Annotated in this window: 21 protein-coding genes and 2 pseudogenes; 13 read left to right on the top strand and 10 right to left on the bottom strand. The window is 43.5% G+C overall.

Features of this window, described 5'->3' with window-relative positions; genetic code table 11:
• The first annotated feature begins 379 nt into the window (after nucleotides 1–379).
• Both ACKGJP_RS19445 and ACKGJP_RS19440 read left to right on the top strand, forming a co-directional pair.
• A complete protein-coding gene (locus ACKGJP_RS19445; protein WP_409340475.1) occupies nucleotides 380–814 on the top strand; it encodes an SMI1/KNR4 family protein in 435 nt (144 codons plus the stop codon).
• A 970-nt stretch (nucleotides 815–1,784) separates the two neighbouring features.
• Nucleotides 1,785–1,898, top strand: a pseudogene (locus ACKGJP_RS19440) (isochorismatase family protein); the annotation flags it as partial.
• 161 nt (nucleotides 1,899–2,059) lie between these two features.
• Here ACKGJP_RS19440 and ACKGJP_RS19435 read toward each other — a convergent pair.
• The 4 genes from ACKGJP_RS19435 to ACKGJP_RS19420 are packed head-to-tail and all read right to left on the bottom strand — an operon-like array spanning nucleotide 2,060 to nucleotide 5,484.
• A complete protein-coding gene (locus ACKGJP_RS19435) occupies nucleotides 2,060–3,199 on the bottom strand; it encodes a hypothetical protein (protein WP_409340474.1) in 1,140 nt (379 codons plus the stop codon).
• Nucleotides 3,196–4,098, bottom strand: a complete 903-nt coding sequence (locus ACKGJP_RS19430; protein WP_409340473.1) for an ABC transporter ATP-binding protein — start codon at nucleotides 4,096–4,098, stop codon at nucleotides 3,196–3,198. Before ACKGJP_RS19430 ends, ACKGJP_RS19435 begins: the two co-directional genes overlap by 4 nt.
• Nucleotides 4,088–4,915: a hypothetical protein gene (locus tag ACKGJP_RS19425; RefSeq protein ID WP_409340472.1), complete on the bottom strand. Its 828-nt coding sequence runs from the start codon at nucleotides 4,913–4,915 to the stop codon at nucleotides 4,088–4,090. The genes ACKGJP_RS19430 and ACKGJP_RS19425 overlap by 11 nt, the downstream gene beginning before the upstream one ends.
• On the bottom strand, nucleotides 4,912–5,484 hold the full coding sequence (locus ACKGJP_RS19420; RefSeq protein WP_409340471.1) for an RNA polymerase sigma factor: 573 nt from the start codon (nucleotides 5,482–5,484) through the stop codon (nucleotides 4,912–4,914). Before ACKGJP_RS19420 ends, ACKGJP_RS19425 begins: the two co-directional genes overlap by 4 nt.
• Before the next feature lie 414 nt (nucleotides 5,485–5,898).
• Between ACKGJP_RS19420 and ACKGJP_RS19415 the strand changes: the two genes are divergently transcribed.
• From ACKGJP_RS19415 to ACKGJP_RS19405, 3 genes are all read left to right on the top strand, one after another.
• On the top strand, nucleotides 5,899–7,152 hold the full coding sequence (locus ACKGJP_RS19415; RefSeq protein ID WP_409340470.1) for a hypothetical protein: 1,254 nt from the start codon (nucleotides 5,899–5,901) through the stop codon (nucleotides 7,150–7,152).
• A gap of 365 nt (nucleotides 7,153–7,517) precedes the next feature.
• Nucleotides 7,518–8,300 carry a hypothetical protein gene (locus ACKGJP_RS19410; RefSeq protein WP_409340469.1) on the top strand — a complete coding sequence of 261 codons (783 nt, stop codon included), beginning with the start codon at nucleotides 7,518–7,520 and terminating at the stop codon, nucleotides 8,298–8,300.
• A 279-nt stretch (nucleotides 8,301–8,579) separates the two neighbouring features.
• On the top strand, nucleotides 8,580–9,038 hold the full coding sequence (locus ACKGJP_RS19405; RefSeq protein ID WP_409340468.1) for a hypothetical protein: 459 nt from the start codon (nucleotides 8,580–8,582) through the stop codon (nucleotides 9,036–9,038).
• Here the strand turns inward: ACKGJP_RS19405 and ACKGJP_RS19400 are convergent.
• The 3 genes from ACKGJP_RS19400 to ACKGJP_RS19390 all read right to left on the bottom strand — a co-directional run bounded on the left by ACKGJP_RS19400 (nucleotide 9,014) and on the right by ACKGJP_RS19390 (nucleotide 11,078).
• The gene (locus tag ACKGJP_RS19400; protein ID WP_409340467.1) at nucleotides 9,014–9,523 is read right to left on the bottom strand and encodes a hypothetical protein; all 510 of its coding nucleotides are present in this window, start codon (nucleotides 9,521–9,523) and stop codon (nucleotides 9,014–9,016) included. The two genes, ACKGJP_RS19405 and ACKGJP_RS19400, sit on opposite strands and share 25 nt — an antisense overlap.
• A gap of 202 nt (nucleotides 9,524–9,725) precedes the next feature.
• Complete coding sequence (locus ACKGJP_RS19395) at nucleotides 9,726–10,346, bottom strand: class I SAM-dependent methyltransferase (RefSeq protein ID WP_409340466.1); 621 nt, start codon at nucleotides 10,344–10,346, stop codon at nucleotides 9,726–9,728.
• Between the two features lie 33 nt (nucleotides 10,347–10,379).
• Complete coding sequence (locus ACKGJP_RS19390) at nucleotides 10,380–11,078, bottom strand: DUF4386 domain-containing protein (RefSeq protein WP_409340465.1); 699 nt, start codon at nucleotides 11,076–11,078, stop codon at nucleotides 10,380–10,382.
• A gap of 1,142 nt (nucleotides 11,079–12,220) precedes the next feature.
• Here ACKGJP_RS19390 and ACKGJP_RS19385 point away from each other — a divergent pair.
• Entirely contained in the window at nucleotides 12,221–13,102 is an 882-nt protein-coding gene (locus ACKGJP_RS19385; RefSeq protein WP_409340464.1) for a phosphotransferase family protein, read from the top strand.
• A gap of 336 nt (nucleotides 13,103–13,438) precedes the next feature.
• On the opposite strand, the gene ACKGJP_RS19380 is transcribed toward ACKGJP_RS19385, so the two are convergent.
• Nucleotides 13,439–14,389 (bottom strand): DsbA family protein, encoded by a 951-nt coding sequence (locus ACKGJP_RS19380; protein WP_409340463.1) that lies wholly within the window; start codon nucleotides 14,387–14,389, stop codon nucleotides 13,439–13,441.
• Nucleotides 14,390–14,556: 167 nt separating this feature from the next.
• Between ACKGJP_RS19380 and ACKGJP_RS19375 the strand changes: the two genes are divergently transcribed.
• From ACKGJP_RS19375 to ACKGJP_RS19360, 4 genes are all read left to right on the top strand, one after another.
• The gene (locus ACKGJP_RS19375; RefSeq protein ID WP_409340462.1) at nucleotides 14,557–15,117 is read left to right on the top strand and encodes a TetR/AcrR family transcriptional regulator; all 561 of its coding nucleotides are present in this window, start codon (nucleotides 14,557–14,559) and stop codon (nucleotides 15,115–15,117) included.
• An 88-nt stretch (nucleotides 15,118–15,205) separates the two neighbouring features.
• The gene (locus ACKGJP_RS19370) at nucleotides 15,206–15,808 is read left to right on the top strand and encodes a class I SAM-dependent methyltransferase (RefSeq protein WP_409340461.1); all 603 of its coding nucleotides are present in this window, start codon (nucleotides 15,206–15,208) and stop codon (nucleotides 15,806–15,808) included.
• A gap of 391 nt (nucleotides 15,809–16,199) precedes the next feature.
• Complete coding sequence (gene abc-f / locus ACKGJP_RS19365) at nucleotides 16,200–18,161, top strand: ribosomal protection-like ABC-F family protein (RefSeq protein WP_409340460.1); 1,962 nt, start codon at nucleotides 16,200–16,202, stop codon at nucleotides 18,159–18,161.
• A gap of 293 nt (nucleotides 18,162–18,454) precedes the next feature.
• The gene (locus ACKGJP_RS19360) at nucleotides 18,455–19,213 is read left to right on the top strand and encodes a class I SAM-dependent methyltransferase (protein ID WP_409340459.1); all 759 of its coding nucleotides are present in this window, start codon (nucleotides 18,455–18,457) and stop codon (nucleotides 19,211–19,213) included.
• A gap of 8 nt (nucleotides 19,214–19,221) precedes the next feature.
• Here ACKGJP_RS19360 and ACKGJP_RS19355 read toward each other — a convergent pair whose 3' ends face one another.
• On the bottom strand, nucleotides 19,222–19,446 hold the full coding sequence (locus tag ACKGJP_RS19355) for a hypothetical protein (RefSeq protein ID WP_409340458.1): 225 nt from the start codon (nucleotides 19,444–19,446) through the stop codon (nucleotides 19,222–19,224).
• 471 nt (nucleotides 19,447–19,917) lie between these two features.
• Between ACKGJP_RS19355 and ACKGJP_RS19350 the strand changes: the two genes are divergently transcribed.
• From ACKGJP_RS19350 to ACKGJP_RS19340, 3 genes and pseudogenes are all read left to right on the top strand, one after another.
• Nucleotides 19,918–20,991: a phosphotransferase enzyme family protein gene (locus ACKGJP_RS19350; protein WP_409340457.1), complete on the top strand. Its 1,074-nt coding sequence runs from the start codon at nucleotides 19,918–19,920 to the stop codon at nucleotides 20,989–20,991.
• Between the two features lie 58 nt (nucleotides 20,992–21,049).
• Nucleotides 21,050–21,181: pseudogene (locus ACKGJP_RS19345) on the top strand (HAD hydrolase family protein); the annotation flags it as partial.
• A gap of 224 nt (nucleotides 21,182–21,405) precedes the next feature.
• Nucleotides 21,406–21,870 carry a VOC family protein gene (locus tag ACKGJP_RS19340; RefSeq protein WP_409340456.1) on the top strand — a complete coding sequence of 155 codons (465 nt, stop codon included), beginning with the start codon at nucleotides 21,406–21,408 and terminating at the stop codon, nucleotides 21,868–21,870.
• Between the two features lie 232 nt (nucleotides 21,871–22,102).
• Here the strand turns inward: ACKGJP_RS19340 and ACKGJP_RS19335 are convergent, their stop codons facing one another.
• On the bottom strand, nucleotides 22,103–24,367 hold the full coding sequence (locus tag ACKGJP_RS19335; RefSeq protein ID WP_409340455.1) for a right-handed parallel beta-helix repeat-containing protein: 2,265 nt from the start codon (nucleotides 24,365–24,367) through the stop codon (nucleotides 22,103–22,105).
• Between the last annotated feature and the right edge of the window lie 60 nt (nucleotides 24,368–24,427).

Below are 24,427 nucleotides of genomic sequence, written 5' to 3'. Positions count from 1 at the left end.
TTGCGCAGGAATTATTAAGACTGGCTCAAAATGACTTTATCGATGGTTATTATATACACGTTGATCCCAGCGAAAGGGGATATGCTTCCCAAACAATGGGCTTTTTCTCCATGCCCAATAGTCGGAGTTAATAATTTGTTGCGCAGATTTTGAAACGATTGATTCCTATCTTAAAGGAGTAAACAATCACGGTAAGCAATCTTGAGGAGTAACTGTGGATCTAAACTAACGAGCACGAGCTCAATAAAGGCATTTGAGGCAGCGACTTGAGAGATTCGGCTGCCTTTTATCAACTAAGGGCAATTATGTATAACAAGGATTTTCGGAAGATATGTGGAAGTTTCAAATGAATCAATAAATCAAGGCGGTGGAAAACAGTATGTGGATGGATCTAATAAAGGAACTGACAAATGATATTAAGTTTCATGTGCCTGTCACAGAATCTCAACTGTTAGAAGTGGAAAGCTTACTTCAAGTCGACCTACCAGATTCATTAAAGGAATTCTTGCTCGAGAGTAATGGGGTAATTGGTGAATACGGTTGTGATATTATTTGGACACTTGAACGTATAAAAAAAGACAATCAAGAATTTAGAAAAAATAATGATTTTAAAGAACTCTATATGCCATTTGATCATCTTTTGTTTTTCTCTGATGCTGGAAATGGAGATCAATTTGCTTTTCCAATCCTAAACGGGAAGATTGTAAAAGAAGATATTTATGTATGGAACCATGAAGATGATAGTAGAACATGGATTAGTTCTTCTTTATCAAGTTTTATAAAAGGTTGGTTAAATGGGACAATTCGTATATAAATCAATACTAAAAAACTATTATACGGATACGATTGCGAAGGAGCTTGTCAAGAGGCGGCTCCTCCTTCATTTTGTTGAAGTAATAGGAAGGATTGTGTAGTAAGTAAGCCGAAATATAGAACGTAATCTCGGAATGGGGGATGTATTATTTTTAATCCAAAAACAGATTATGACTTTAGGATTTACTCCGATGATAGAAATTCGCATATAACTTTCTCATTAGAACAGTACGTACATGCCAACATCCAAGCTTAGCTTGTTCTATTGATGTGCTTGATAACAAATTCACCGGCTGGAACGTAGATATCTGGTTTTCAATTGACGAGTTGATCCATTTTATTGACCGTCTCGAGCAAGGGGATTTATCAGCAAAATGCAGTATCCATGCTATGTCTCCAGAGGATTTTACTTTGTCACTTGAACAGATAACTCGAAATGGTGATTTGTATCTTACCTATTCAATATCAACTTCCAAATACAGCGTTGAAAAGCAAGTAAGGACCACTTTAACTGGTGGGTTTAGTTATAATTCAGAATACCTCTTAACAAATATCGAAGATCTAAAACGTCTATCTTCGGTAACAAAACTTCAAGCCAACATCGACTTTAGGTTCGACTAAACAAATGGGACATAATAGAAAAAAGACAAACCTGTTGAGGGAAAACGATATCTATTCAAGAAGGCTCAAAAGTAGTAGGTTACGCCGAAATAACCAAGATTTTGAATCATATTTTGTTAAAAGATGATTGCGCTAACGGATAAGAGAGGTATCATGACAACAGGCTGCCGGCATCGTCGGAAGCCTGTTCCGCTAAAGGGCAGAAATGTTGAAAAATTTATCGAAAGTCAGTTCAATAAGTTGCAATAATATGAGGTGGATATACGCTAAATACTAATAGCTAAAATCTAACCATGGAGGCTATGTATGGATAATAACGTTGCTCTATTTGTGATTGATGTACTGGAAAGCCACTCGAACCAAGGACTCCTGGGTGGGAAGTTCATCCTGCAATTCGTCCCAATGTCGGAGATATAGTCATTCAAAAAACGACTCCGGATTCTTTTCATGAAACCGATTTACATAGGGAAAACGAGGCAGTGCTTGTGAAGACGCTGCAAAGACTCTAGGCACAGAATGGAGCGAAACGAAAACGAATTAAGGTATCAGTATCCCAATGCATTGTAGATGGCTTCCGCACCAAAAGAGCGCTTGAGGAATGATCCGACTCTCTTTTTTCAACTGACTACATCTTCAATCGGCGTTCAAACGCCTTGGATATCAGGGGAAGAACGAAAGCTCCCAGCACCGCCATGACGCTTAAGGCCAGGGGCAGGTAGAGGACAGGAGTATGGAAAAGGTTGTACGACATGTAGTGGTCGATCAAGTTTCTGCTCCACATCACTTTGGTTGGAAACAGCAGCATAATTTTACCGAGAAGACCAGGCAGTGAAAGGAACGGGACGATGACCATGGTTAAGGCCAAGCCGAGACTGCTCATACTGCTCTTGAAGGCTGCCGAGATCAAGGCCGTCAATAGAAAAAACGCGCTTGCCGCCGCTAAAGTGATCAGGTACTGCAAAAGCAAGCCCTGAAGCTGGGTTAACGCATAGGGACTTTCATCGAAGAGATAATTGCTGTTGAGCGGCGCGTTCCACCCGATAAAACGATAGGGTAGGCAGCTCAGCAGCGCGCATATTCCGTAAAAAGCGGTAACCCAACCGGCTGTAAACAACCAGCCAGCCGTCAGCTTTGCAGCAACGATGCGCCGTCTTCCATGCCTGCTGGACAGAATGAGGGCATCCATCCGGTAGCCGGTTTCTCCCGAATAAAGCGGCGCCAACGCCAGCGCAATCACAAAAGCTATAAACAGGGGTCCGGGACCGGGACTGCCGGAAATAAACAGAAACAGCTGCTCCCAATCCCTTGTTACAAAAAATCCTGGTGGATCGACCTTTTCCATCATGCCCAGTTTTTTAACGGCATCCTTGTATAAGAAAGGGGCTTCCGCTTTTTGCGGTTCCAGCTGCCTCTTCTGTTGACTGAATTGGGCAAGGCTCTTGTTAAAAAGGTCCGCACGATAAGCGGCCGAAGCATATTTTTGCTCCACAATGCGGTAGATTTTCTCTTCATCCGTACCGATGCTGTTCTCCGCGTACTCCTCCTTCAGCCGAAACGCATACTTCTGAGCCAGATCCGCTTGAACCGGCCCGATATGGGCGGCTACAAGCTCCGGTTTTTCTTTCTCCACAGCCAAGATGCTATTCATTCCAGACGGATAATGATCCACGAAATAGACGGCGGCTATCGCCAAACAAGCAGCCATGGCCACCCAGACTCTGAGGATTAAGATTTTTCGCAGCTCGAACGCGATCAACGGTTTCATCGGAATGCGGTCTCCTTCGTAAACGGTTTTTCGCTCTCCAACGAGCGGAAATAGCTCATATAAACATCTTCCAGACACGGTGCGACCTGAATCGCATCGGGGTGGGGCGCTTGTTTGCCGACAACCCGCAATTCCAGCCCGGAATCCAGCTGCAGCATGTTGACTACTGTGCCTTTTTCCTCGATTTGCGCCAGCAAGCGTGCGGGCACGACGACCTGCCATACTTCACCCTGCACCTCGGAGATGAGCTCTTTAATCGTTCCCTGCCGCAATATACTGCCTTGACCCATCAGAAACACATCCTTGGCAATATGATCGATGTCGGGCACAATATGGGTGGAGAGAATGACGATGCGATCGCCGGATATTTCGGATATCAGGTTTCGGAAACGAACGCGTTCCATCGGATCAAGACCGACCGTCGGCTCGTCCAAAACCAGAATCCGAGGATTATTGAGCAAAGCTTGCACAATCCCGAGACGACGCTTCATCCCGCCGGAATATTTGCCGCATTTTACGTCCAGCTGGTCGGAAAGGTTGACGATTTGGGCCAAGCTTTGTATTCGCTCGCCGGCTTCTTCTTTGGACAGTCCTTTCAGAGCGGCAATGAAGTAGAGAAACTTACGCGCCGTAAAATGACTATACATCCCCAAATCCTGCGGAAGATAGCCGATTTGAGCCCGGTAAAGGTCGCCCATTATATTTTTGTCCTGCCCGTTCAGCAGAACTTGCCCGCTTGTCGGATACAGAACGTCGGCGATAATTCGCATCAGCGTCGTTTTTCCCGTCCCGTTCGGCCCTAGCAGACCGTACACTCCAGGCGTCAGCGTAAGGGAGAGGTTTTGTAAAATCCGTTTTTTGCCGTATTGATGATGAATGTTATACAGCTCAAGCTCCATGCAGAAAACCTCCTTTTTTCAAATAACTCCCGTTAATGATGAGGCTTCCGCCTAATAGAAGAGCCGCCAGGGCCGCCAATCCCCCGAGCCGCACGATATCGATAGAAACCGTCCAGTTTATAACCGACTGATTTGTCAGCAGGACCAGCCAGCACACGGGAAGTAGGACGAGCATAGCGGCCAGTTGGCCGAAGTTGCGGATGCGTGCGGCAAGGCTCAGCGCAGCAGCCGTATTGAGAAGCGTCGGTATGCTCCACAGCAGAGCGAGCCGCAGCATAAGCGCGCCTTCCCCTGCCGGATAAAGCACGAATAGGGTAATGCCATTAATGACGAGCGAAATCATGCCTATCGCCAGCAATCTGGCTTGCATATACCACTGAAGCGGGAGGCGTAAACTTCGGGTGAGCTCGCTCATTCCGCAATTGGCAAGCCGGGCCGTGTTGGATAAGACGACAAGCAGCGGAATGCAGCCGACTATCGGGAGAATCAAGGTAGAAGGAACCAGATGTGTAACCAACAAAAAAACAATGCCCCCCACAAACAAGAGAAGTCCTAGAGCAATATCCTTCCACAAGCCCTGTGCATATATCGTCTGCACCTTTTGCCGAAAGGAGAAAGGGGCAGGCATGACGGGCGGGGGCAATACGCGCTGCGATTTTCTCCAGTTCGCCATCGCTGACTCAACGAAGCCGCGGGGCGGAGGAGGCTCCGGCAGAAGCGCAATTTTGCGGGCAAGCTGTTCGAGCGATTCGTCCGTCAAATCGTCTGTTTGATGCTGAGGGAACGAGTCGCCCGGTTTTCCTTTTCGATCCTTCATTGTTTCTCCCCCTTCTTGTACAAACGAGCTTCGGCGGAAGGCATAAGCATGTCACGCAGTCGAATAAGCGAGCGTCTGACTCTCGATTTTACGGTCGATTCGGATTCACCGGTAACAGCGGCCATCTCTCCGAAGGTTAGATCATGCTTATAACGCAGAAGCAGCGCGTCGCGTTGATTGTCCGGCAAGTCGAGAATGGCTGCGTATACTTCTTTGATCTCCTCGCGCATAAGGACGCCGTCCAGCAGATCCGCTTTGTTCGGCACTTCATCCGACAAATGGTCGTGCATGCCGGCTTGTCTCGCCGATTTGCTGCGGGCGTGGTCGATACAGACATGATGGGCGATTGCTAACAGCCATGCCCGAAAACGTCCTTGCTCGCTTTGGTAAACATGCAATTTTTTCCACGCTTTCTCGTAGGTCAGTTGAGCCAGATCCCAGGCCAGCTCGGCATCATGAACCTTCCAGCGGATAAATCGATAGATATCATCGTACGTAAGGCGAATAAGCAACTCAACGGCTGCCTCGCTACCCTGCTGCGCTTCGATGACTAATCGCTCTTCTTTCATGGTCATCCTCTCTTTGCACTCGAACTCTCTTGACACACCATACTACGATTTTTTTGATTGGAAAGATGCATGGCAGGCTACGTTTAGAAATAGACGATCATTCTTTACGAAAAAAACCTCTAGCTTAAGAAGAAGAAAAAGACCGTTCCTCTGCGATGACGGTCTGTCTGTTTATCTGTTTGGCAAAAGTGACAAAGCGGATAAGTGCTTCGATATGTCTCAACGGGCAGGATAACACAATTATTTCGGTAATATTTTGCGTCTTAACAAATATCGTTATGAGATAGTACATCTAAACAAAGGATTTATCATATGTACAATCATCATAGTATCAGGTAACGTTTACCTATGCTATCGGGACAAAATGCAGATCTCAGCCGGACAGCACCCTGGCCTAGAGAGGGGAATAGCGTTTTGAAATGGAAGCTCTCGTTCGGCATCGTATTGGTCGTCGTCATCCTAATCGCGGCAAACTGGCTCTACCAGAACCGCAGCGAAGAGGTATTCGAACGAATCACTCACCAAGACGGGTATACGTTGTCGCTTGTGAAGGAAGGTATCGAAACAGAATTCTTCTTAAAGCCGGAATGGATTCCGAAACGGGACGGCGAAGAGAAGCGGTTGAATCTTGTGATCGAAGAGAAGTTCGATACGAAAATTGTTTTGGAAAAAGTCGCGAAGCGAGAGAAGGATTTCTACATTCAACTAAATACCATCCCTCATCCGAATCGAACCTCCGGGCAACTGCTATCGACATATCTTATTGCGAACGAATCCTTTACGAGCACAGGAAGTTATACGAAATGGCAGGTTACCGACGCTGCAGGGCACGACCTGCTCGGGGGCAGTTTCGGCACGGGTGATGGGCCGGGGAATGTATCCGCACTTTTCATTGATGATGCGGACCGCGAGAAGTTTGAGCACGGGGCTAATGTACGTTTCTCGGGTTTCTACTTATACGGATACCGACAATTGCCAGGGGAGTATGCAGCATTCTGGTTGCCGATCCTCTTTACGCTGCTGTTGATTGTCGTGCTAGCGGTGTTATATCGCAAACATTCGGAACCGGAGAACGGACTTGCGTGGAAGCTTATCGGCTATTTTTTGCTTGGCGGGTTTACGCTTACGTTGAACGACACCCGGCTGCCGTTGGGCTTTGCCGTATATTGGCTGTTCTTCCGAAAGGCGAAGCCAAATCGCGGTATTAAGCATATGGCGGCGCTGTTGGGTCTGCTGCTGTACGTCTCACAGCTGATGATGCCTGGGATCGCTGGCGTTCTGGAATCGCAACCCAGGGATACGTTCATTAGCAATGTATCGATTGAGCAACTCGGGCTCGATGGGGTATGGAAGATGGTTGCGGCCCGAACGCCGGTGAGTAGTCAAGCTAGGCTTCTGGCGGAAAATTTCTTCGAGAGGGTGGAGAGCCTGCATTTAATGGACTTGAAGCCTTCCGGCAGTAATCATCGGCTTGTGAAGATAAAGCTCCTGGAAGACGGAACGCAGGTGAATTATGCGATGAAGGATGCGCACACCCTTGACGTGAATGAGGAGGGCATCTACAGTATTTGGGAGGAGCAACTGCCGGTTCAAGCATATGTAATGTTTGCGTGCGGGGTGCCGCTATCCATCGATCCGGTCTACGTCTGTGAGGATCCGGCGTTTTAGTTGTTTGATATCGTGGGAAGGACGCTACGATAATGTAGTTTTTTCAATGAAGATACATTGAGGTGAAGTTTGACGATGATAACCGGTCAGAACGACGGATGACTTTGTCAACAAAAGGGCCAAAAATTACACATTCGAGATGCAAATAGAAACGCCATTCGGGAAAGTAGCGAGTTTTCAAACCCGCATAACTTGTGGGTTTTTGATTTCATTCGGACAAGTTCTTGTCGCGGACGAACTACAAGAACTTGTCCCTTTTGCCGAAGTAAAGTGGAGGTGGCTAACCTAACGGGCAGTTTTCGTCAAACAATAATATAATTATTTTAAAGACGATGGTTTATTAGCTCTTTATGGGGGGATATCATTTGAGGCAGTCGAACTTACGACGGATGCTTGTCCGAAAGCTGGCAGCCGCTTATTTCACATCCTGGGCAATTGTCACTTGGTTTTCCTTTACTAATATAGCTTTAGGAGGAACAAACTGGAACGCGACTGAAAATTATTTGTCATGGGCATTCATCATTGCATTATACGCAGTTCCCGCTATCTTTCTCTACGGAGTTCTAGTTTCTTCGCTACTCGAAGCATTATCGGTTAAGTTGAAAGTGAAAGGTCCCGGTGAGGCGTTGGTATCTGGTTTGTTACATGTCGCCTTTGGACTTTGCTTTGGCTATGTGCTTCATTCTTCACTATTTAGCATCATGGGGGGAGTATCGGCAATACTTTTCTTTAGTTTCGATCGAATCATCATTCATGCTTTCCCGATCCTTAAGAGGAAGACACGAGTGGTCTTCTTTATTGCCCCCGTGCTTCTGTTTGTTCTCATAGCGGGTGCGATCGATGCCACATCGCCGCCGAAGCCGTCGTTTACTACAAAAGATGCTGTACAATTTGCTACTTCCGGCAGTGGTACTACCAAAGACCGATTCCCCAAGGAAGAAGGAGTGGTTAAGCTGCAAATTGACGGCTATGACGTTGAGCGGGAAACGAAGGTAGAGGAAACGGCCGAGAAGGAAATCTATAAAGTGGTGTTCACGGAACGTTGGCGTAAGGGAGAGGAAAATGGTCAATATCAGATGATCTACGAGGTCAGACGCGGAAGCATGGGAGCCCAAGGAGGAAGTGGTGCTGAGCCTCCGTATCTGTAGTCAATGTAATCATATCTTTACACTGAACACTGGCGTCCTGCCAAGGCGGCCTAATGGCTTTACCGACGAAGCACCAGTACGGGACGGGGCCGTGCCGGATCGCACTTCATTAGATTGGCAGCCTCGCTGCTGAAGGGTACGAAATTAGAGGAGCACCTGTGCGGCAGCTCCTTTTTTTGTTTATTGAAGTAACGGGCAGTAATGCTTAACAATCTGATGTGATAAAATGAAAACATCAATTCGATCAAAGACTGTTTGATGTGCTTTAAATGGAGGTTTATGAGAAAACTAAGAAAACACCTATTGAATCTTGCGTTGGGTGAGTTAGCAGCCGCTTTTTCTTTTTTGGTTGTATATAAAATATATTTAGATTTGGGAGTTGCGAGCTTGCTTGCGCTATCATTCCTAGTTTTTATATTATTTCAAGGTGTTTTATATTGGGTATTTAGATCTTATTCAACAGGTAAACAGAAACCATTTATAATGCTGAAAACCCTGATTGTGCTTAGAAGTATGAATCTTTTTCTAGCTGTGTTAGTAATTATTTTATTGATAATGCTCGCACAGAGTAAAAGAGACCTAATTGTAGGTATGTTAATTTATGTTTTTTCCGTGATAGAATATATAAATTATTATTGGTATCGTTTAAGCTACGGGAAATCAGGTTTCAATATTAAATTGCTTTTTCAAGCCGGCTTACAGCCGTCGAGTATTCATAAATTATTAAAAAGAAAATAAATCACTAAACTATTGATTATCGAGATCATATTAACAATGAGCTGCCTAAATACTTCAGCTAACGGGACGTTAGCACCATGATAGGCTGCCGGCACATTCGGCAGCCATAGGAGCTCGCCGATATAGAAGTTACCGCCGATTTCATACGTATCGCCTGCTTGGGCGGCATAATTCTCAAAGACTTGCGGATACAGCTTCTGCATCTCCGTAGTCCGGTGCTGCAGCCAAACGATCGAGCCTTGACTCCTTCGGCCGGCTTCGCCATGACGGAATGTTCGGCATATATTTTGGAACGTCATGGCCACTACGGTATCGGATTCGTTGTGGTTACCGCCGTTCGTATTCAGAAAGGCATAGCTGACGGCCTGATCGTCCTCGATCAGGTTTGTCGTGCTACCAGCATACTGTGCAAAGAGATGATGGAGCAGTAGCGTTCGCTGCTGCATTGCATTAGCAATCGCGAACGGCAAATCTTTGAAGCGCATTTCTTTCGCGAGCTATCCCCCGCCGAAATTGTCGCGGATCGGGCAGGGTAGATCGAATAGGTAAATATTTACGTAGTTTTATGATCCGTTCGGAAATATGTTTGATGTTCATCAGCCTCCAGCTTCATAAAAAAAGACTGATGGGACTGGTCTATTGTGTTTGTGGTGGGGTGGTCAGAGTCACTTGGAACAAGAACATATCTCAAATCTTCCTGGCAACAATGAAATATTCCTGAGAACTTTTCTTCAAGCAATCCGATTCGACAATTGAAAAATTCCCTTCCTCAATTGTATCTACTAAATTGCGTATTTTAAATGATTTTATACTCGGCATTAACCCAACTTTTCCTGCAAAGAATAACAAATTTCTTAGAAATATCTTTTCTCCCACGCATGGTGTTGCAGAAATCAATAATCCTCCTGGTTTCAACAGTTCATTAATTCTTCGTAGAACGACATGTTCATCTTCCAACAAATGCAGAACATGAAAAACAAGGATGACATCAAATGAGTCTTTCTTATACCTATCATCAAAAATGGTCGAATGAGCATAGTTTATATTTGCAATGTTTCGCTCTTTTGCCTTTTTTTCTGCAATTCCTATCATATTAGAAGAAATATCAATCGCATGAATCCCTTTCACATATTCTGCAATTTCATTTGCTATCAATCCAGTCCCACAGCCGTAATCCATAACAATGTCGCTTATATTGAGATGCGTTTTCGTTCTTTTTATTATATTGATGTAAGTCAGTTCATCCTTCATCTCTATTTGATCATATTTACTTGCTGTTTTGTCCCAAAAATTTTCTGATTTATTCATTTCCGTTACACCTTCTTTTCTAGAGCATTCCTCTTAATTGGATACAGAATCCTGTTCCGTCCGGTTGAATCCTTTCATGATTAGCCATATAGCCAAAGCCAATTGTTGAAAGGCTATTAGAATGTTCAACATCATGTAGGTTGCATCCAGACCGATGAAGCGAATCATAAATAATAAGCTTGCCAATATGGACAATGTAGACCCAATTAGACCCGAAACGGACAACCAACGTGGAACTAATTTTGTTTGGTAAAATATGCAGTTAAACAAGAACATAGCCAAAACAAATGCCAGTGTCGTTGCCACATGGTTCACCAAATCACGTCCTTCCCGTAACAATGCACCCAGGGTCTGGAAATACGAACCATTCAGAGTTCCAACTTTTGCAAATTCGTAACTTAATGTCAATAGCAACAGAAGTATGATTACACCAATAATAATGAACACACCCGCAATGATGCCGAAAGCAACAGATCCAAGAGCTAAACCTTTATTATGCTTGCTTATAATCGGATACATCAAAATAGGAATACCAACATATGCAACAACCATTAACAACTGGAAAAATGCTCCTATTAGTACCTGATTTTCATTTGTAGAAGCTTTGACAAGGTAGTCTGCTCCATCTATAACAGGAACAACACTAAATATACCTGTAACCAACCCGGCTATTAACAACACCCCAGTAATTACTGCAGACCTTCTACCTGAATTTGTACTCTTCCTCAACATAATTAACCTCCTTAAATAATACCCACCTTTGGCGGATGTTTGCGGGACGTGAGAAATATGAGGTCAAAGAAGTAGCGATGATGACATTTCGAATGGCTATCGATTGGTTTTTTGTGAAAAGGGGGATCAGCAGTAGAAGCACACCCACATCCGTCTCGGTCATCGTTCATTCTATGGGGCGCTATATCGCATTGGCAGCAGCAGGCGGCATTCCGAGAAGGATTCCAGTGATCTGTTGAAAGGTGAGGGAACAGACTTTCAACCAATCTGCTCTTCTGCATATGCATATGTCTTTTGGAGGACATCAGTACTTAGTCAGACAAATTCTATTCACTCCCCTGGGGTGATGATATCCATAAACAACATGGGTATGCTACTATGTTAATCACCGAAAAGTTATCGCACCCTTTTAGTTCGTAGCGAGCTCGAAGAACTCTCCGTAGAATGAAAATATGAACACATCAAGCAGTATCTATGAAGATGAACGAAAATCTCTATGATCTAAATAAAGAGATCAAGAAATACGTGGAAGGATATGCATGAATACTTACATTTTATCCATTATTTGCGGATAATGCCAATCAAATGCGGTGCGTTTATCCCATCATGGGATATATGAGGATAGTAACAAATACAAAGCCCTAACCAATCAATATGATGTGCAATACATATGGGGAATGGGGTGGCCGAATATGCGGCGATCAAAGGGGCATTGCCGGGCAAGGGTTTGGGATAGGCCACAAACGTTAGTCCCGTTGCTGTCGGCTGTGACGTTTTCGTTCCGATCGAACGTCTCTTTCAGCTTCTGGAGAACCAATTCGTTCGCCGTCAACTTCTTTCCGCTTGCTCCTTTAGCCATTGTTCCACCTCCTCGTCGTGCGCTCCGGCCTGCGTGAAGAACGTCAACAGGTAGTCGTTGTCGTAAAGCACTACGAATTTGTAAGCCTGAAGTCCTTCGCCTAAGTCGAACAGTTGAGAAATGACCCCTCTAAAAAGGGGTCTTGGTTCTGGATCAAGAATATGATATATGTAAGAGATTGGGTTTAATTTGGTTAATTCCAGGGAATGCCAAGAGATCCCGAGAAAGTCAAAGGTTTTTAATCGGGATTATCGTTTTGCAATCCAAAACGAGGAGGTACTTTATGAGTTCCATTCTAAATGTTATTGAAAAGTTAAAGCTGAACGTCTTGAATGTAGAAGATGTTCCAGAGTCATTTAGTTCTGATGTATACAAACTTACTCTCGCTAACGGAGAAAAAGTGTATGTAAAAATTCCATTTAACAAGGATAAACTATTCCGTGAATTTCAGATGCTTGAAACATTAAAGGGTGTAATACCTGTTCCTAAGGTGTTGGACATTTGGTACGGGGATGAAAGTACTACTGGAGCATTGCTTCTTTCGGCAATTCAAGGTATGCCTTGTACAGGAGACATTAATGAGAAACTCTCTTTTCAAATTGGCGTGTATCATGCTATGCTCCATGAGGTTAAAACTCCTGGGTATGGTTACCATGTAACCGATGGTTTTAAGTTACTTGACCAAAATAATTGGAGATTACATATCAAAAGTAATTTTGAAAAGTGGAAAGAGCCATGCAAAGAGATTCTCGACTCAAAATTGTATGAAAGATGTATTCTTCACTTTGATGGAGTTTTCTCTGCTTTACCGGAACCTGACGGGCCATGCATTGTTCATATGGATTTTAGACCTGGTAATATATTGGTAAATGATAACAAGGTCACTGGCATTATTGATTTCGAGAGTGCCCGTGGTGGATCGTCGGAAATAGATTTTACAAAAGTCAATCGATATATTTGGGAAGTCAATCCGAGAACAAAGTTGCCGTTCATTGAAGGTTATCAATCGATTCGACCTATGTTGGCTCTGGAAAGAGTGCTGCCATTTTATGATTTTTACGATGCTTTCAACGCAGTTGTTTGGTGTAAAAACAGAGGAATTGAAAAAAATCAAACGTTCCTTCAGGAAAATATTCTTACTTTAAGGAATTCGGTAGGTTATTGAGTATAGTTGTTTAGATTTGATAGGGCAGGCCATCCCACAAAGGATGGCCTTTAAACTTGCCGTTACAGACAGCGCGGTGAACCGTACCACAAGTAACAGCAAAAAGTTTTGGATTTGACCGCTCACGGGGCGCAGAAAGCTGGGTTACTGGTGCAAGAAGCTTAAAGTCAAATAACAACTATGAGTTTATGATTCAGTTTAGGGACTTTTCCGTCGAAAGGAAAAGCCCCTTTTTGAACTATTTGCGGAAGGGTATTGTTTAAAATGGTTATTGGATATTTTATCAGTCAGACAACAGTCGAACTGAGGACTGAGCCGGCAAGACTTTCTCTATTATTATTTGGTAGTTGTAAAATAGGATTCTCCTAAAAGTTCCTTCACTTGATAACTGCTTGGTGAAAGTTCTTTTTCAACAAAAGCGTTGATTTCCGACTTTTCAATATCATACATAACTTCAATTTCTTTAGAAAATAATAGCTTTTCTTTTTCAAGCAAGTTAGAAAGCGATGGTTGTTGTTTTGGTTGTATTTCATCCGTATTTAGAATTTGCTGTAGGCCCTCAACATAGGACTCAATCGGACGACTGCCTACGATTTTCAATCCTTTATTTTCCTCGTTCATCATAATGATCGTCGGGAAACCTCTAACACCAAGGCTTCTAGCGAGACTAAAATCTTCATTCAATAATTGTTGGGCGGTTTGTTGTTCGGCATCCTTTACAATAGCTTCTCCATCAAGTCCTAGCTCATTTACTATGTCTATCATGATGGATTCATCGGCGATATTTCGATTAAATGCGAACAGATCTTCTCGTGATCGTCTTAAGTAATCATAGGCTAATGCATCGTTATAAGTTTTTTGAATCACTTTAAATACACGAGAAGGCGGGAAGGAGGATTGGACCGGATTGTCGAGCATCAGTGAACCGTCAATCGGCATGCGCGAATATTTTCCAACCTCTCTCCAGTGGCCGAAGACGTCAGCAGGCCCAGATATTCCGTTACGCGGGTCGACAGGCTCATCACTCCATTTTTCCAGCAATCCACCCATAACCGTATGAAAGTTGAAATAATGTCCATACTGCTCTTTAAATCGACGAAGAACAGGATCAAGCGCCCAGCAGTGAGAGCAAATGGGATCCGTTACATAATAAACTTCAATGGATTTTGGGGGTTGATTAAAATCGATTATCTTCATTTCTTCCTCCCCAGCTACTCCACATACACCTGTTTCCAAATCACAAATCATATGATTATCGTTCGCCATTCGTTTATCCTCATTCACCATGATTATTGCCTCCTTGATGTGTCATAAACAAGCTTTACTAGAAACATCGCTTTGTTTTACAATCCTATTCTAGCCATAAAAAAACTATCGGAACACCAATAGATCATTCCATTTGTCGTTTATGCAACACATTGATACAATTGTTTAAAAAGTTGGAGGGACATGATATGACTCAATCAAAGACAGATCCCCGAATTTTACGAACTCGTAAGTTAATCATGGACTCTTTTATTGAACTTTCAGGTAAAAAAGAATTCAAGGAAATTACCGTTAAGGATATTACTACAGAGGCTATGGTTAATCGTGCAACGTTCTATTATCACTTTGAAGATATATATGACTTGCTCGACAAGGTATTATCGGAAGTTTTATTGATTAATTTGAATGCCATAGACTTCGAGAAAAGCGAATTAAATGAAGAATCGATTACTGATATCTTCGTGGCCATAACGGATTTCCAAAGAGCTTTGTCCAGTCGGTGTCATAGAGGATACGACGAGACCATAGCCCGTATTATTAGGGAACAACTTGAAATCATTTTCTATGGAATGTTGCGAAAACAACATACAACGAAAGAGAATGAATCTCTAAAAATTACAGCTGTCATTTTAAGTTGGGGCGTTTATGGCGCTTCTGTGGAGTGGAGGAGAAATAGTAAGGAATTATCGCCGGAAGCATTTATCAAGTCGGCCATTTCTTTTCTGATGTCTGGGATTGAACAAGTTTGAGATTTTGTTGCCTCCACAAGACTATGTACTACCACGAGTAACGGCAAGTTTTTTAGTGTTCAGACTTTATTATTAAGGAGAGGTAACAATGGGAAATACGGATAAGTTTGAAATGATAGCGAATATATATGACACTTCTGAAAGAATTCAAATTGCCAAGGTATCATCTGATGCCATTCGTGAATATTTAGTTGACGCTAATAGTAAGAATGCTATTGATTTTGGGTGTGGCACTGGTCTTGTCGGAATGAACTTGTTAAACGATTTTAATTCTATGCTTTTTCTGGATACTTCTCAAAACATGATTAATCAAATAAACCAAAAAGTTTCTGGTTTTAATATTCAGAATGTAGATACATTATGCTTTGATTTTGAAAAGGAAGGTCTATCGGATTTACATGCTGACTATATTTTTATGGCTCAGGTTCTGCTCCATATTCATGATGTTGAATTAATTTTATCAAGATTATTTGATGTTCTGAATGAAGGAGGACATTTACTAATCGTAGATTTTAATAAAAATGAAAAAATAGTTTCAGATATCGTTCATAACGGATTTAATCAAGTCGAGCTAACCGACATTATGACTAAAATAGGGTATAGGAATATTCAATCCAAAACTTTTTATACGGGGAGTAAATTATTCATGGGTCAGGATGCATCTATGTTTATTCTTGATTCTCAAAAGTAAACTTTTAAGACGGAATTATCTCGTTAGTACCAGGGGCCGTTCGAGTATGTGCAGCATCGAGCATGTACTTCATTGCCAAGCTGTATTTTAATATGTTATATTATCACTACTATGCAGAAGGAGGTGAGGCAGGTGAATAAAGAGAATCTTAATCATCCAATTAGCCGGCGGCCATTGGCATGTGCTGGCATTGTTCATGATTTTTTCGCGAACGGGATCAGTCCGTCTATTTTTGATCATACCGTTTACCAATCGCGAGAAGACGCCTGCCTTTACCTGATCGGATAAATTTTATCTGTTCAAAGGGCCGTGTGCTTATTGCCGCGGCTCTTTTTTTGTTTTTCTGAAAGGGGAAAGAAAGAGTGTCTCTAATAATTAGGAGGCTCTTGCTATGTTACTGATAAATGCACAACAAGTGAAAAAATACCATGCCGCAAATCTAGTTTTGAACGGAGTAACCTTTCAATTGCAGGAAGGCGAACGAGCAGGATTAATAGGACGTAACGGAAGTGGAAAATCTACGTTGTTTCGTCTATTAGCCGGCTGCGATCATGTTGATGAAGGCGTGTTGACAAGAAGAAAGGATTTACAAACCGGTTATTTGCCGCAAGTACCTAAAGAGTTTGAAACGATGACGGTTTATGAAGTTCTTGCCAGCGGTTTTAATGAAATAATCAATTTAAAGCATGAGATGTCTGTTTTGGAGCAGCAAATGTCAAGTACTGAAGCAGCGGAGCATCCGGGAATAATGGAAAAATTGCTGCTTGCTTATGCACAATTGCAAGATAGCTTTGAGCTTGGCGGGGGCTATGAAATAGATACAACTATTGATCAAGTAACAAGCGGTCTTCAGATAGAGCGCAGTTATGATGAAAGAAAGTTTGGCAGTTTGTCGGGCGGAGAAAAAACAAGGGTTGTGCTAGCTTCCCAGCTTGTTATGAAGCCTGAGCTGCTCTTGCTCGATGAGCCGACTAATCATCTTGATTTAAAAGGCATAGAATGGCTTGAAAAATTTCTTGAGCGCTATGACGGAACCTGTATGATTGTGTCTCATGACCGCTATTTCCTTGACGCTGTATGCAATAAGATAATAGAGCTGGAGGATGGCGAAGCACATGTCTATTTCAGCAATTACAGCGGTTATATGAAGGAGAAGGAAGAAAGGGTGCTGCAGCAGTTCGCTCAATATGAAGAGCAGCAAAAGGCTGTAAAGAAGATGAAGGAGACCATTCGCAAGCTGGAGGAATGGGGACGAAATGGCGATAACGAAAAGTTTTTCAAAAGAGCCGCTTCAATCCGTAAAGTGCTTGAGAAAATGGAGATCATTAAGAAACCTGCTTTAGAGCAGAAGCAGGCTAGCTTTATGATTTCTCCGTCAGACCGTTCCGGACGTGCCGTATTGCAGTTTGAGCAATTATCCAAGAGTTTCGGGAACAAGCAGATTTTGCACGAAGCCGAAGGAAGATTGCAATATGGAGAAAAGGTTGTGCTCCTTGGAGATAACGGCACTGGAAAAACAACATTGTTTAAGCTGTTTTTGGACGAAATACAGCCTGATAAGGGTGTTTTGGAGCTTGGAGCACGGGTAGAAACCGGCTATTTGGCTCAGCAAGAACATACGGGTACAGATCATAAGCTGACGTTATTGAAATATTTTTGCATAGAGGGGCAGTACGAGGAAGGCGAAGCTAGAAACACTCTAGCCCAATATTTATTTTACGGCAATGATGTATTTAAGCCTATAAGTATGCTCTCTGGCGGGGAATGGTCACGGATTCGGCTTGCGTTGCTGGTTAGAAAAAAACCGAATTTATTATTGCTTGATGAACCGACGAATCATTTGGATATTGCTTCTCGGGAGGCGCTCGAAGAGGCGTTAGAGGAGTTTCCAGGCACTCTGCTGGCCATTTCGCATGACCGTTATTTTGTAAACCGCTTGGCTAAGAAAGTATGGGAGTTAAAAAATGGAAAGGTAAGAGCGTTTATTGGGAATTACGATGATTATAAAGTTTATGCGGCAAGGCTGGACGCTTTGGGAACGAAAGAGAATGTGAGCGTGCAACAATTGGAACGGGAGACAGAAGTCGAGAGAGGCAGCTTGCAAAAAAATAATCTGCTTACAGACAGCGGCAGGAAACAGACATTAAAGCAGCAGAAAGAAAAGAATTCGGCTGGACAGCTGGAGCAACATATTGCTGCCTTAGAAGCTGAAGCAGTGTTATTGGATAAGCAATTGGCTGAATGGAATGCTTCTAATGAAATTGAGAAATTGGAGAAGACTTGGTTAGAGCGTGAACAACTGCAGTCTAAATTAGACCAACTAATAGAGGAATGGATGGAATGGATGCAATGACTACAATAGAAAGCAGCAATTCAAGAACTAGGTTTTGCAATGGTTGAACTTGAGTGCCAGAAAATTACAAACACAAAGCCACTCCTAATATTGGAGTGGTTTCTTTGGTTTTTAGATATGCCATAGGCACTTCCGCCGACCGACTATGAGTAAAATTTGAAGCGATATGATATGGCATAGTGTTCCAATAAATGGTATCATGTAATTTGCCTTAGAATTGTATGCGGTTTCTTTTAATGTTTGTCAAGACAGGAAATCAAAAATAGATGATAATGAAGGGAGATTCGACTACCATGAATGAACAAAGTGCTAAAAATAAGATAGCTTGGGAACATCGAGCATATGAATTTTGGAACAGACGAGATGGTTCACCTAAGGATAAGGCAAAACAAATATTGGAGAATCCCAAAGCACAGCTAAAAAAACATAAGCAATATTTTGAACACATTGCAGGAAAAAAGATTGCTAATCTTTGTGGTTCAAATGGAAGAAAAGCAGTCCCATTAGCAGTGTTAGGCGCAGATGTAACGGTATTTGATATATCGGAAGAAAATAAAAAGTATGCCCTGGAACTGGCGGATTCCGCTAATGCATCTATACATTATGTTGTTACTGATATTTATGATATAGACTTAGAAAAGTATAGTGGTCATTTTGACATGCTATACTTAGAAGGTGGAATATTACACTACTTCAATGACATTGAAAAATTCATGTCTATTCTTTTTTCATTACTTAAAGATAGCGGAGTGATGGTACTAAGTGATTTTCATCCCTTGAGAAGGTGTATCGTTTCTAATGCTAAAATCCAATATCAAATCCAACAATGTTACTTTGACGCAGAATTACATAGTGGGGATGTAGCATATAAACACTATTTCGATGAACATGAACAAAAAGAATTTCCAGACGTTTCGACTAGGTCTTATACCCTTAGCGAAATAATAAATTCCGTTATTACATCCGGTTTTAAGTTAATGAAATTTGATGAGCATCGTGGTTGGAAAAATGAAAACATTCCTTGGGAATTTACCATTTTGGCTAATAAATAATAGAGAAGTTACATCCAACGAGAACCACTCTCTGACGTCGTATAAAATTTGATTAGCTCTATCCATGCCTGACCGTCTGGCGTCCGCAATCCTACACATGCTACTTTAACGTCATTAAGCCCAACTACCTGATCCATCCACTCTCCTTCCGATACCCATTCCCCCCGCACCTCAAGGCCAAAATCGAGAAAAAACTCTTTAGCGGCAGAGAAATCATTTACGATTACACCCACATGATCTAATCTTTGGAACTTCTAATCTCATACCTCCATTGTTCCTGTTTTTTGATTAGGGGGGTCCACAGTTCTCTTTTCGATTGCTCTATTTCTTGCAGGTAAAGGAGAAAAATGAAGTTATTCTAACGGGACACAAAAGTTGAATAAGAGACCACCGGCAGCCGGCCAGAATGATCGGTTGCCTTTGTTCACTGGCAGAATAAAGCAAATATCCTTGCTCGACTTTAACTTAAAATTGAATTTTGTTATAGAGAAAGTTTCCTTAGAATTGAATTGGCATTATTAGGTAAAATACAAAGTGAAAAAAGCTTAATGGAGTGGTATCCATGTAAAACAAGGTGGTTATTATTTAATTCCACAGGAGTTATTTACCATTATATGGGCTTATTTTGCGGTCAAAATTAAGGAGAAAATTGAAAATAAATAATAACAGAGTTTTTAACTACGTTAGTAGCTAAGGGAGATATTATGACTTATAACGAGGTAATTAAAATCGGTGATGCTTATTTACTCCCATTAATATCGGAGTTGTACGGGTTGGAAGGCTATGAAACAAGGCCGGTTAAGGCACATGCCGGAGGGCGGAATGTCGTCTATAACTGTGAGAAAGAGGGCGCTGATGCGAAAGTAATCAGAATCGCCTTCTTAAATGACAGGAGCCGGGAAGAATTGCTGGGAGAAGTTGAATATATCAGGTATTTATTCGAGCATGGCGGAAGTGTCTCGGGTGTAGTCAGATCCAGGAAGGGGAATCTGCTGGAAGAGATAACTCATAATAATCACACTTTTTTTGTCTGCCTGTTTGATAAGGCCAGAGGAAAAAAGCTTGTGGAAAATAATTATCGGTACCGTGAAGGAGTTCCTATTACCGAATATTATCATAACTGCGGTAAAGTCCTGGGGAAACTGCACCAATTGTCGAAAGGATATTCTCCAGTCCATCGTCGGTATAGTTTCTTTGATAAATACAATGCCGAATATATCGATAAACTGATACCCGACTCCTTAGCTCTGCTTAAGGAGAAGGTGGTAGAGCTCCTTAAAACCTTAGAAGGATTGGACAGGAACCGTGAGTCTTTCGGTATGATCCATTTTGATTATAACGATGGGAATTATATGATAGATTTTGATAACGGGCAAATAACTGTGTATGATTTCGATAATTCATGTTTCGGTTGGTATATGTATGACCTGGCAGATCTCTGGAGAAACGGAGTGGGCTGGATACTATCGGAACCAGACGCCGGTAAACGCAAAAAGTTTATGGATGATTATTTTATAACTGCCCTCGAGGGATACAGATCCGAGACCAAGATCGAAAATTCGATGTTGGATAAATTGCCCTTATTTATCAAAGTAACCCTCATGGAAAATATTGTGGATGAGTTCGAGTGTATGCGGAACAGTGGTGAAGAGCCGAAGTGTGATGAGGAGTTGTCATATTGCATCAAATGCCTGGAAGACGATATCCCGTATATGGGATTTTTCCATGAAATTTTCTCGTGTGAAGAGCCCTTTGAGTATGAGGAACGAAATATTTAGTCTTTTTATTGCTAAATTACAGGTACACCATTTTGGGAATAAATAGCAAGGCATCCGGCTTCTTGTTGTTGGTCTGGGTATTGCCATGGGCAACGGTGAGGAACGCCTTAAACAAAAGGCAGATTTCGTTACTAAAAAAGCAAGTGAAGATGGCATATACTTTGCCTTAACTAGATTTGGCATTATTTGATTCGGAAAGCCCCGTCGCTGAGACGGATACGATAGCTTCATGACAACAGACTGCCGGCATTATCGGTAGCCTTTTCTCACGGACGGGCAGGAAAGCATAATGAACAAGTGAATAAATTTCAAAAAATGTCATACCATCCTTGTGTAGTAGTGGTAAAATTAGGAATGGTTGGTTGTAGGATGTGATCATTATTGATTTAAGATATGGAGAGGGAGGAAACGGATATGCAGGCAAATGAGGAAATCAAAGTGGAAGAAAAACTGGAAGACATTACGGGTATAACTTGTATTTACGTACCGGTAAATGATGTTTACGAGTCTATTAAATGGTACCAAAAGAATTTAGGGTACCAACCTGCAAACAACGACCGTGTCGAGCCTGGGATGGTGATGGCTGTTTTGAATTTACCCGATCGGAATGGAAACCTGCCTACACCTGGTTTAAGGCAAGTTGTACCTGCTCTGTTCCTTCACAAATCGGATGAAGAAGGCGGTCGGTTACGCTTTTCATGGTCATTGGACAGCGGCAAACCCCATGCAATGGCATGTTTCATTACTCCACGGATCGAGGAGCTATTTGAACGTTTCAAGGAAAACGGAGTGAATATTTTAGGTGAACGGGTGACAAGCGGACCAAACATAACGTTCGCTGATCCTGACGGGAACATATGGGAAGTTTGGCAACCATAATCGATTAATCAGATCTATTACACTCCCTCGAAATGATCTCGTTTTCTCACTCGTCCGGCCAGCTGGCCCGGATGTGCCGGTTCGTTACGGAAGGGGCGGCGTACGCGGAGCTAGCTGTAGGGTGCTCAGGCATCAGGTGTTGAAAATCCTTCCAAGCGGACTGCCCTTGGAAGGATTTTCGTTCAACAAATAGAAAGCGCAACAGCAAATGAATTACCAGTCAGACAATTATTTATTCGTATGCCACCGTCGGGTTCCAGTAGGTTTTGTCATAGGAAGAGTCCCCGTTGGCGTCGACTGCAAAATAGAGCACGTCGCCCGCGCTGACGGTCGTCGTGAAGTTGTGCGAAGTACCGGACAACGTCGTAACGGCCGTGTCGCCCCAGATCTTCGTTCCGTTCTTCCAGATGCTTGCAATTATACCGTTGCCGGATACCGAATCGTATTTGCGGACGGTTCCGCTAAGCCGCACGGTGCCTGTGGACGGGGCCGTCCATTTGCGTTGTGGCTGGATTCCAATGGCGGGATGCACCCAGTCGTTTCCAATATATAAGTTCAACGCGCTTCCCGACCAGACTTCGTAGGCGGCGTTCCAGGTCATATTCGTGCGCGTCGTGCCGTTATACTCGGCGTAATTCCAGTTGTACATGCCCTGCTGCCCCATGAAGTCGGTGCTGGCGGTATAAATCGTTTGTTTAACCTCTTCAATGACCGGATTCCAATAGGTTTTGTCGTAGGAAGAGTCTCCATTGGCGTTAATCACGAAAACAATTTTGTCGCCTGAGCTGACGCTGACGCCGAAATCGTGCGTGGAACCGGTCATATCGGTAATGGAATACGGTCCCCAGATCTGGGTACCGTTCTTCCATATGGAAGCGATGACGCCGTTGCCGAGCGTGGAGTCGAATTTGCGCGCGGTGCCGGTAATCCGGATAATGCCCGCAGCTGCCGCCGTCCAGGTTCGTTCGGTGAAATATCCGACCGCTGGATGCATCCAGTCGTCGCCGACATACAGGTTCCCAACCGTTCCCTCCCATAAACCGGAGGCCGAATTCCAGGAAAGATTGCTAAGGGTGTTTCCGTCGTATTGCTGATAGCTCCAGCCGTTTGCGCCTTGCGCGGAGGCGAACCCCGTGGAGGCGAAATGCAGCGGATTGCCGTTCGGCAGCAGAACTTTGTTGCCCGAAAGGATGTAATTTCCATTGGGCCAGGATTCCGTTGTTTTGGGCGAGAACTCTTGCACGAAATTCAACGCCTGGCTGCGTCCGGTTTTGTAGATGGTATTGCCGGAAATCGTCCCGCCATACGTCGAATTGTATTGATGCGTCAGGAAAGCGGCGTGCAGGTTCGAGTCGCCAAGTATGCCGTTGTTCTTGAAAACGTTGTCGATCAGGCTCGTATTGACGTTCTCCACACCGCCGCTCCATTGCGGATTCCGGTACACCATCACGGCTTCGTCGACGTTGTCGTGGATGTAGCTGTTCTTGACGGTTACGTTCTTGTTTAATCCTTCATAATCGATACCGACACCGTCAACTCCGTTCGGCGCCATCGTGTAAGCGATTTCTACATGATCGGCAACGAAGTCGTGCACGGCGTTGAATGCAAGACCCGCAGTGCCCCATACCATACCGCTCAGACCTGAGTTGGTTATTACGCTGTTCTTCAGGATGCCGACCGGCGTGCCCGGGTAGTCATAATTAATACCCGTCAATATTACCCCCTCCCTGTAGGAATCGGTCGCGGTTAGGTTTTCAATCGTTACGTTATCGCTTTTGCGAATTTCCAGAGGCGCATCCGTTCGTTCGATCGTGACGTTCTTGACGGTTACGTTCTGAAGCCTCTCATTGAAAACGGAAGATTCGTCGAGGTGGGTATAAATGCCAACGGAATATGGCATGATCTGCAGGGGGGCCACCCGATTATCCTCGTTTGGGAACGGATGCAAGGGCCATTTAAAGATATCGTGGATGTAGCAGTCTTCGATCCAAAGGCCATTGCGCGCGCCGCTCGAATCATTGACGTTTACGATGCCGCTCTTGGAGAATCCGATTTCAAGTCCGGAGATTTTCCAGCCGGCCGCATTGTGAAGGTAGATGGCGTATAATAACCCATTCGCTGCTAAATCAGCGGCGTTGGCTGCGGGAATGTTGGCCACGGACGTGTATGGAGTGATTGAGGGTTTACCGCCCGTTCCGTAAGAGGACAAGGTAATCCAATTGGTGTTGGTGCCGATTCCGTTCAAATATAGGGTTTCACCAGTCCAATTGTCTCCCTTTTTCAGCAGAATCGTATCTCCAGCGTTGAACGTTTGGGAGGACACTTTGCCTAACGTCTTCCAAGGGGTGCTGGCAGAAGTTCCGCTATTGGAATCGTTCCCTGAGGTGAAACTCACATAATAGGTGGTCGGCGAGGCGTAAACGGGGGAAAAAGGAACCATTAAAATCAGCAGCGTTAATGCCAGTCCTAACCTTATCCCAATTGCCAATTTCCTCATCAATCGTCAACTCCCATAACCTTTTGGCGGCAGAGAACCGAATTATTGAGAAAGCCGCTC

Origin of the sequence: Paenibacillus litoralis, assembly GCF_046244365.1 — a bacterium.
In the GTDB taxonomy this organism is placed as follows: Bacteria; Bacillota; Bacilli; order Paenibacillales; family NBRC-103111; genus Paenibacillus_V.
Note: the sequence above shows the minus strand (reverse complement) of the source record. Positions and strands in the feature narration are given on the sequence as shown.